Here is a 9,138-nt window from a genome sequence, read left to right on the forward strand (position 1 = left end):
GCTGTCCGCGTTCATCGTCTTGGCGACGTCGCGGGTGCGGTGCCCGTTCGCGTTGTAGTCGAGCGTGTGCTCGTTGACGACCGTTCCGTCGGCCTTCTTCTCCACCTGGTGCCGCAGCAGCCCGTCCAGGTAGTACTCCGAGGCGACGGTGTTGCGGTTCGCCTTCGTCTCCAGCAGCGAACGCCCACGCGGGGTGTAGGTGAAGGTCGCCACCTTCTTGTCGGTGTCGGCGGCGCTCTTCGCGTGGGTGGTCTTCGACACGAGGTCGCGGACGTCGTACTCGAACGACGCGATCTCGTCGTCGTGCAGGCGCTGCAGCGGGTTGCTGTTCGGGTCGTAGGTGTACTCGGTGCTCTTCTTGCGGACCCCGTCCTGGAACTCGTCGACCTTCTTGACCTCGTTGAGGCCGGTGTAGCTGACCGCGTACGCGTCGACCCGGGCGCCGGCGCCCCCGTCCTCGATCCGGGCGAGGTTGTGGTTGGCGTCGTAGCGGTAGGTGAAGACCTTCTCCTCGGAGTCGGTCTCACCGGAGTTGTCCCGGACGAGCTTCACCGCGTCGGCCACGACGGTGCCACCGGCGTCGTCGGTCAGCGTGATCCTGTGCTTGTTGCCCTCGGTGAAGGCGTACGAGCCCACGCTCACCCACTGACCGGCCCGCTGGGTCTGGTCGACGTCGCGGGTGGTGGCCCCGCCCGAGTGCTCGATCCGGTACGGCGCGTCGGTGGCGGTACCCGCCGCGTACCGGACGAAGACCTCGTAGGTGCCGTTCTGCGGGACGGTGAGGTTCCAGGTGAAGGCCTCGGCACCGGTGCCGGCGGCCCGGGTCCGGTAGTCGAAGCCCTGATAGTCGCGGCCCGCGGCGCCCGCCGTGCCGGTGGCCCAGGTCGCGGGCGCCGTCACGTTCTGCAGGTCCGAGTTGTCGACCAGCACCACGTCCCGGCCGAACGGCACGCCGTCGTCCGAGCGCGCCTTCAGCTTGCCGTCCGGGTAGTACTCCCAGCTCTGCACCCGGCTGGTCGAGCCGCCGGCGCTGCTGACCGTCTGCCGGATCTGCTGGCCCAGGTCGTTGTACTCGTAGCTGGAGCGGATGTCCCACGGGTCGGTGCTGGAGCGCACCCAGCCGCTGTCGAAGTAGTCGAACTGCGTGACGTTGCGGACCGTCTGGCCGTCCGAGGGCGGCGAGCTGATCGCGCTGACGTTGCCGACCGCGTCGTAGCTGTAGGTCGTCTTGTCGGGCTTGTTGTAGACGGCGTCCGCCGGATCGTACGGATAGATCTCCTCGGCGACCCGGTTCAGCTCGTCGTAGACGTACTGCTGGGTGAAGTCGTTCGCGGCGGCCGTCTCGGTACCGCGCGGCGAGTCCACCCTGGTGCGGTTGCCGACCTGGTCGTACTCGTACCGGGTGGTGCGGTAGACGATGGTGGTGCCGTCCTTCTTGTGCGGCACCCGTGCCTCGCGCACCATGCCACGCTTGTCCAGCGTCAGCAGCGTGGTGTTGTTCTCCTCGTCCGTGGTCGCGGTGACCAGACCGTCGCGGTCGCGGGTGGTCGAGGCGGTGTGGCCGGCGGCGTCGATCGTCCTCGTGATCCGGTGCGCGAGGTCGTACTCGAACTTCTTGGTGTAGTCCGCCGGGTCGCTCGTCCCGTTCTTGCGCGGGTCCACCACCGAGGTCAGGTTGCCGACGCTGTCGTAGTGGTAGGTGATCCGCTGGGACAGCGCGTTGACCACGCCGGTCAGCTGGTAGATGCCGTTGTACTCGTAGCGGGTGAGGAAGTCGTTCGGGTTCTCCGGGGTGAGATTGCCCTTCGGCTCGGTGTGCGAGACCAGCTTGCCGACCTTGTTGTACGCATACGTGGTGCGGCGCTGCGGGTCGCCCGGCTCGTCACCCGGCTCGGTCATCGACACGGCCTGGTCGGCGGCGTCGAAGCCGAACGACGTCACCGCGCCGTTCGGGTCCTGCTCCTGCACGACGTTGTCGTTCGGGTCGTAGACCGGCGCCGGGACCACGACGAACCGGTTCGCGTCCTGGTCCACCGGGATCTTGGTCTGACCGGTACGGCCGAACACGTCGTACTGGCGGGTGGTGCGCTTGCCGCGGGCGTCGAGCACCTCGGTGACCTGGCCGCGGGCGTCATAGGTGTACGTCGTCGCCTCGTTCTTGGCGTTGACGATCTTCTTGGGGTATCCGCTCGCGTCGTACTGGTCGTAGCTGGTCGGGTGGCCGTTGGCGTCCGTGGCCAGGACGAGCCGGCCGTAGGCGTCGTAGCGGTACGTCGTGGTGTAGTCGCCGGGATCGGTGGTCGCCGTGCCCATCGGGTCGGTGACGGTCAGCAGGTTGCCGTGCGAGTCGTACCCGAAGGTGTGCTTGCGCCCCTCGGGGCTCTGCTTGCCGATCAGGTCGGCGACGTACCCGTTCAGTTCGCTGCGATAGGTCAGCACCGTTCCGGGCTTGCCGTCGGCGTTCAGCTGGGCGTCGCGGACCTCCAGCGGGTAACCGGTCTTCTGGTCGTAGGCCCAGGTGCTGAAGCTGCCGTTGTTCTCCTCCAGCCGGACCACGTTGTGGTCGCCGTCCCAGTCGAGGCGGGCACGCTCGCCCTTGGCGTTGACCGTGCTGGTCACCCGGCCGTAGCCGTCCATGTGGTAGCCGGTGGCGTTGTTCTCGGCGTCGGTGACGGTGGCGTCCAGTTCGGAGCCCTGCGGCCCGTCCGGGTCCACGTATCCGAAGCGCGTCACGCCGGTGGCCCGGTCGGTGTAGGACTTGGTCCGCCAGTGCCACTGCGGGTCGTCGCCGGCCGACGGGTAGTTGTAGGCCACGCTGGTCGCGTTGCCGCGCGGGTCGGTGACCTTGACCAGCTTGACGTTCTTGTTGCCCTGCGTCATGTCGTACTGGAACTTGAACGTCTTCGGCGTGCCGTTGGCCGAGCCGTAGCCGTCGATCAGCTCACCGAGCAGACCCTTGTCGGTGTAGGTGAAGTACAGGGTCCGGCCGGAGACGTCCCTGATCGTCTTGACGTGGTCGATGATCTTCGAGTTGGTCAGGCCGGTCGCCGACTTGCGGGTCCAGGTGGTGTCGTCGATGTACTCGAAGTTCTCGCCCTTGGCCCAGTAGTCGATCGTGATGGTCTGCCGCGACTCCGGGTCGGTGACGTAACGCAGGAACTTCGTCGGCGCGTTGTTGCTCTTGCGCTCCTCGTAGGTGAACAGCATGGTGTTGCCGTTCTTGTCGACCGTCGAGGTCACGTAGCCCTCGCAGTCGTAGTGGAAGACGGTGCGGTCCGGCCGGGTCAGGCTCCAGGCCTGCGGCTCCTGGGTGTTCGGCTTGCACTCCACCCCGGGCTTCTGCTGCAGGTAGAGGTGCACGCCCTTCGGGCTGACCCAGGTGTTCGTGGCCTGGTCCAGGGTGAACCAGTGCGCGGTGCCGTCACCGTCGGTGAAGGTCACCCTGGTCGGCCTGGGGTTCGGGTGGAAGTCCAGCGGGCTGCCCAGGCGCATCATCGAGGACGCCTGCAACGACCAGCCGAAACCGGCGACCGTGTCGGTCGTGTCCAGCGAGTTGTACGCCAGGCGCACGAAGCTCGCCAGGCCACGGCCCGGGTTGCTGAACGCGTTGTACTGCCAGACCGTGTTGCCGGCGTACAGGTTGTTCATCAGCGTGCCGCCGGCGCCGGTGTTCTTCGCCGCGTAGTTGTAGAACTTCTCCAGGCCGAGCTGGTCCGACGTGGGCTCGACCACCGCGACCTTCTGCGCCAGCGGCGCGATGCCGGCGGCCTGCGTGAGCGTCTGACCGGTCGTCCTGTTCCGCAGTTCCCAGCTGATCGTGTAGTCGGTCTTCTTGTTGCGGTCGGTGGTCGACGGCGGGGTGGTGACCGTCGCGGTCAGGTCCACCGTGCCGCCGGACGGCACGTCCGCCGGCAGCGCGGTCACCGCCTGCGAGCCGGAGACCGGCTCACCGTTGGCCCAGGCCCACTTGTACGACAGCTGCCAGTCGGCCGCCTTCCACGCCGTCGGGGTCGGGTTCGACACCGACACCGGGGTGGTGAAGGTGGTCGCCGGCGGAGCGCCCTCGGGCAGCTGCGGCGCGTAGTAGGTCGACTCCGGCGTCTGCTCCAGGTAGGTGACCTCGAGCGTCGGGCGCAGCATCGGCTCGGCCGTCTCGGCGGACAGCAGCATCGCCCGCGCCGAGGCCGCGACCTCGTCACGCTGCTTCAGCAGCAGGCCGTGGTTGCCGGACGGGCTCGCCACCCACGACTTGGCCGCGGAGGTGACGTTCCAGGTCATCCACTTCGGATCGTTGGTGAAGGTGTTGTTCCCGGACAGCGCGGTGGCGTCGTAGGCGCCACCGGTCCACGGGGTGACACCGTCGCTGGTGTTCCAGGTCGCCTTCGTCTGGTCGAACGCCTGGGTCAGCTTGTGCACGTCGACGTGCTCGTCGGTGTCCGTGCCGGGGTAGAGGCCGACGTTCCACATCCGCAGCTGCGCGTCGATGACCTGCGCGTCCGTCGGCACCCCGGAGATCGGGAACCGCACCAGGCCGCGGGTGTCGCCGTAGACCGACGAGTTGTTGCCGGGCGAGACGTACGGGTCGCCGGCGTACGAGTTGACGTTCACGGTCTTCTGGCCGTCGGACAGCGTCGTGTCGCTCACGCCCGTACGGAAAATCTTGGTGATCTGCCCGGCCTTGGGCAGCATGGCCGGCACCGTCGGACCGGGAATGATCTTCCCGTCGGTGGTCTTGACCGCGACCATGTAGTAGAAGAACTTGCGCTTCATGATGTCGGTCTCGGCCGCCGGCGTCGGCGACGCCGTGGTGTCCTGGAAGCTCGTCGCTCCCTTGGCGACCGGCGCCACCAGGGTCGCCGCGGACGGCGTCCAGGTCTGATAGACGCTGCGGTGCACCTGGTACTCGGCGATGTCGGTGCCGGTGTAGGCCGGCCAGTCCAGCAGCGCGCCGGTCGCGGTGATCGTCGTCGGCTGGTTCACCGCCACACCCGGCTTACCGTAAGTGATCACCAGCTTCGGCAGGTTCGCGTCACGGCGGGCGTTGTTGTACGCGTACTCCGAGGCCTGGAAGATCGCGCCACCGCGACCCTTGTCCGCCTCGTTGACGGCCTTGACCATCAGGCCGTGGTTCGCCGCGCCGTTCACCCACTCCTGCACGGCGTTGCGCACCGGGAACGAGGACCAGACGCTCGACTTGCTGTTGGCCTTGACCGTGTTCGCCTTGGTGAAGCGGACCGCGTCGGCGATCACCGCCTTGCTCGCCACATCGCCGAGCACGACCTTGCCGGTCGTGCCGGCCGCGAACGGATGCACACCCAGGGTCTTCCAGCCGCCGGCGGCGACCGGCGTGGTCTGATTCACCGCGTACGTCTTGGTGCCGCCGTTGTAGTGAACGGTGTACGGCGCGTTCGACGCCCGGTCGGCCTCCCCGACGTAGTGCACCTCGACCAGGTAGTTGCCGGCCTCGGTGATCGTCGGCACGTAGGTGTAGGTGTGCCCGGTCGTCGCGTCGTTGTTGACCCGGTAGTCCCCGCCGATCGCCTTCGAGGTCAGCGCGGTGTTCGTCGACGACGTCCAGGTGCCGACCGCCGCGGTGCTCGCGTCGCCGTCGTCGACCGTGACGATGTTGCCGACCGGCTCGGCCGCGATGTTGGCGTTCATCGACGCCCACGTCGCCGCCGACTCCGACCACGCCGTGGTGACCTTGCGAGCCTCCATCGGCACGTCGTGGCCGTAGGCGTAGTACGAGGAGTCGTAGTACATCTGCAGCTGCGCGTCGTCGATCGCGGTGCCGGCCGGCACCATGCTGGTGTCGAACTTCAGCAGCGACCGCCACGCCGCCGTCGCGTCGGTGCCCACCCGCAGCTCGTACGAGTTGTTGTAGTTGGTGGTCGCCGCGCCGGACGAGATCATCACGTCCTGGGCGTCGGTGGGGTTGGGCTGCACCCTGATCGTCGGGTCGACGACGACCGGGTACTTACGGGCCGGGTCGGCCAGCCAGGCCGCGTCCGCGCTGACCGTGACCGTGTCACCGGTGACCTTCTGCGTCACCGCGGTGCTGGTCGCGTTCGTGCTGTCGTACATGTACGGCGCCGGCATCGTCAGCACGGTCACGCCGCCAGCGTTCTGGAACGCGATCGACCCGTCCTGCTGCGGCACCGCCGTCAGACCGTGGGTGTCCAGCGAGAACGTGAAGGAGACCGGGCCGGAGGGCGCCCGGTGCAGGACGATCTTCTCCTTCAGCTCGGTCGAGGTGACGTCGTAGACGACGTCGGCGCCGCCGGCCAGTCCCGGATAGGTGACCGTGGAGCCGGAGACCTGCGGGGTGACCTTGCGGGCCGCGCCGGGGAGGCCGAGCTCGACCGATCGGCCGTCCTTCTCGAAGCGCACCAGATCGTCGGTCTGGTCACCGAAGAGGCTGGTGAAGGTGTTGGTGGAGTTGCCCTGCGGGTAGCCCTTGCGGCTGGACGGCCGCACCCGGGTGTCGATCGGCTGGAACTTGCCGTTGCCGTCGCGGTAGTTGACCGGGGCCGCGGAGACCTCGGCCTGCAGGCGGCCGTCGGAGAGCTGATAGACGCGGCCGTTCAAGGTTCGCTGGGAGGGAACCTCGCGCACGCGCTTCTGAGCCGGCCAGTTCTTGCCACGCGGGGTCGGCTGGCTGACCGACATCCCGGCGCTCACCGGCTCGGTCGCGGCCTTACCCGTGCCCACCAGATCTCTGGCCGCGCCGCCGAGGCGGTCCAGCAGCCCAGGTTGCTCAGCGGGCGGTCCACCGTCCGTCTGCGCCGACACCGCCGGTGCGGCGTCCTCACGTGTCGCCAGGTATCCCAGCGTGCCGGAGCTGACCACGATCGTCAGCGCCAGCGCTGCGACGACCGGCCCCCGTATTCCCCTCATGCCCGACCCTTCGCTCATCGACACAGGTCGAGGGCAAGCTATGAGGCCCGTCTATATCTACTTTCATCGTCGTGATACATCCGTGATGTATCCGGCGGGCCGACCCGTGCCACGGACCGCCTGCTGACGGGGCCGAAAAAAGATCGACGATGTGCTAACTTCTGGCCGCACAGGAAGACGGGGGAAAACAGCCGGTGCGCACAGCTGGTACGGGGGATCTGACACCGGAGCTGATCGAAGAACCACAGTGGGACGACACGCTGGTCGCCGCCTCCGGGATGGAGGTGCGCGACGTTCCGTTCGTGTCGGTCGGTGGTGGCATCGGCTCGTTCGTCACTGTCGACTATCTGCGGATCGCGGGCGTGCCCGCGGACCAGATCCGGGTGCTGTCGAACATCGACCACCCCTGGCAGACCTACGAATATCTGACCCGGGTGTCGCAGATCCCGCGCGGCGAGCGGATCCGCTCCGACTCGTCGTCACGGCCGGACAACATCTGGGGCTTCCCGTCGTACGCGCTGGCCGAGGCCTGGCGGGACCGGACCCTGCGCCCGCTGGTGCACGTGCTCGGCGAGCCGATCTTCGCCGACTACTGGACGCCCCGCGCCGGTGACGTCTTCACCAGCCTGGAACGCGAGTCGGCCCGGATCGGCTATCCGGACATGCTGGTCAAGGGCGTGGTGCGGATGGTGCGCCGCCGCGCCGGGGGCGGGTACTTCACCATCCTGACCCCGCCGGCGGGCAGCGCGACCACCAAGCGGGTCGCGTACCGGTCACGGTTCGTGCATCTCGCGATCGGCTACCCGGGCCTGCGCTTCCTGCCCGACCTGCAGCAGTTCCGCGAGCGGTCCGGCGACTTCCACCGGGTGGTCAACGCCTACGAACCCCACGAGCATGTGTACGAGTACCTGAAGACCAGCCCCGGCACGGTCGTGGTGCGCGGCGGCGGGATCGTGGCGTCCCGGGTGCTGCAGCGGCTGATGGACGACCGGGAGCGGCTCGGGCTGCAGACCGAGATCGTGCACATCTTCCGTACGTTCGTGTCCGGCTCGCACGGCCCCCACCTGTGGTCCCGGCGCCGGGGCGGCCACGGCTTCGCCTACCAGGGCTTCAACTACCCGAAATCGGTGTGGGGCGGCCAGCTGAAGGCGAAGATGCGACGGTTGGAGGGCGACGAGCGCGCCGCCGAGTACAAGCGGATGGGCGGCACCAACACCCCGAAACGGCGCCGCTGGCAGCAGCAGATGCGCGCCGGGCGGACCGCCGGGTGGTACCGAGCGATGCAGGGCACCGTGGCCGAGGTCCGGTCCGGGCCGGCGGACACGCTGGTCAGCGTGATCGACGGGGAGCAGGGCCGGTTCGAGGTCGCGTCGGACTACATCATCGACTGCACCGGCCTGGAAGCCGACATCGCCGAGCACCGGGTCCTCGCCGATCTGCTGGACCACGGTGGAGCGGGCCGCAACCCGCTGGGCCGGCTCGAGGTGGAGCGGCACTTCGAGGTGAAGGGGACGGCGAGCGGCGACGGGGCGCTGTACGCCTCCGGCACGGCCACCCTCGGCGGCTACTTCCCCGGCGTGGACACCTTCCTCGGGCTGCAGGTCGCCGCCCAGGAGATCACCGACGACCTGTCCCGGCGGGGCTTCGCGCCGCGCCTCGGGCCGGTGCGCTCGACCGTCGGCTGGGTCCGCTGGGCCCTCAATCGTCCGGTGTAGGGAAACGCGACATGGTGCCCATCCTGTGGGGTCGGATCCAGACCCGAATCTTCCTGCTCGCCACGGTCGGCTCGCTGGTCACCCTGGCGGTCGTGCCCCTGCTGCCCGGTGACGGCCCGCTCGCCGGCGCGTTCGCCGTCCTGGCTGCCGTCACGGTCCTCGGCATCGGCTGGGAAGCGTTGTACCACCTGCTCATGCAGTTCCGCTGGGAGAAGGACTGGCCTTCTCTGTTCGGCCTGCTCACGGGCGTACCCGAAGCTGTCCTGCTCTGGTTGCTGATCCAGCAAGGCGCGGTGCCGCTGCTGGACTCGCCGCCGTCCGGCGTCTCGTTCGGCGTGCACTTCGCCGCTGTCTGGGTGGCGGTCTGGCTGGTCGCGAACGGACCGATGCGGGTGCCGTTCCTGCGCTGGCGCTTCCGCGGCGGGAGGCTGGTATGACACTCCCTGTGTCAACCTCAGGCAGCGAGCAGATCGTTTTGTCCAGGTTGAATGAGGCGTACGGCGTTGCCGTGCCGGGCGGGATCGTA

3 protein-coding genes are annotated in these 9,138 nt (G+C 68.4%); 2 read left to right on the forward strand and 1 reads right to left on the reverse strand.

Annotated elements, in window-relative coordinates; genetic code table 11:
* The coding region (locus AB0F81_RS48595) for a DNRLRE domain-containing protein (RefSeq protein ID WP_360210795.1) at positions 1-6,897 on the reverse strand (6,897 nt) is incomplete at its 3' end.
* Positions 6,898-7,091: 194 nt separating this feature from the next.
* Between AB0F81_RS48595 and AB0F81_RS48600 the strand changes: the two genes are divergently transcribed.
* Both AB0F81_RS48600 and AB0F81_RS48605 read left to right on the forward strand, forming a co-directional pair.
* Positions 7,092-8,612: a hypothetical protein gene (locus AB0F81_RS48600; RefSeq protein WP_360210797.1), complete on the forward strand. Its 1,521-nt coding sequence runs from the start codon at positions 7,092-7,094 to the stop codon at positions 8,610-8,612.
* A gap of 11 nt (positions 8,613-8,623) precedes the next feature.
* On the forward strand, positions 8,624-9,049 hold the full coding sequence (locus AB0F81_RS48605) for a hypothetical protein (RefSeq protein WP_360210799.1): 426 nt from the start codon (positions 8,624-8,626) through the stop codon (positions 9,047-9,049).
* The last annotated feature ends 89 nt before the right edge of the window (positions 9,050-9,138 follow it).

The sequence above is a fragment of the Actinoplanes sp. NPDC024001 genome (assembly GCF_040638955.1).
Taxonomy (GTDB): Bacteria; Actinomycetota; Actinomycetes; order Mycobacteriales; family Micromonosporaceae; genus Actinoplanes.